Genomic DNA, 689 nt, shown 5'->3' with positions numbered 1-689 from the left:
GCCCACACGTCTACATTCAATCTGACCCGCACGCTTCGTAAMCATGATCGGCAGAGAACGGCGAAGCCCGGTTGATCAAGTCCCGGCCCTAAAGCAGCCATTCGGCCTGTAGGTATCGCGACTCCGCGTGATAAATTGGTATTTTTCGAGGCAGGTGACCTTCACGTCAGGTACCAGGTAGCAAATGCCGGCTGCGAACCATTCCAATCGGTGACGAAAGGAGCTATTTCCTCTACAACTCTAGGCAAACCATTATGGAAAACTATTCTGACGCAGAGAGAGGGTATGTATATGTCCTCGGGGTCAAAGACATCGATCTTCCGGTGTGCAAGATCGGTAGAACCGCTAGAGATCCAGCTGTTCGCTGTGCAGAAATAAATCAGAGTTCGACGGGTGATTTTCTTTGGGAGGTAACCCATCAGATCGCGGTGAACGACTGCCGGAAGTTTGAATCACTGGTGCATACAAAGCTCCTGCCACTTCGACAGAAAAGGCGTGAGTTCTTCAACATTCACCCGGACGATGCAATTCTTGCGGTCCAATCCATACTCAAGTTAGCTTCGGACGTCAGTGAAGTAACCATCATTGAAGTCCGGAAAGAAGGCTCCAGCGCATCACGAGCAGGTGTTTCTCCACGCAAACAGTCTACGCGCCCAAGCAGGGACACGACATACGCCCATCTATTAGAT

At 50.9% G+C, this 689-nt stretch carries 1 protein-coding gene; it reads left to right on the top strand.

Features of this window, described 5'->3' with window-relative positions:
- Positions 1 to 254: 254 nt before the first annotated feature.
- Positions 255 to 689 (top strand): GIY-YIG nuclease family protein (locus tag AC1DRJ_RS31090; RefSeq protein ID WP_477805483.1); only part of this gene is annotated, 435 nt, incomplete at its 3' end.

The sequence above is a fragment of the Pseudomonas sp. P5_B2 genome (assembly GCF_056400445.1).
This window is presented reverse-complemented; position numbering and strand designations above follow the sequence as displayed.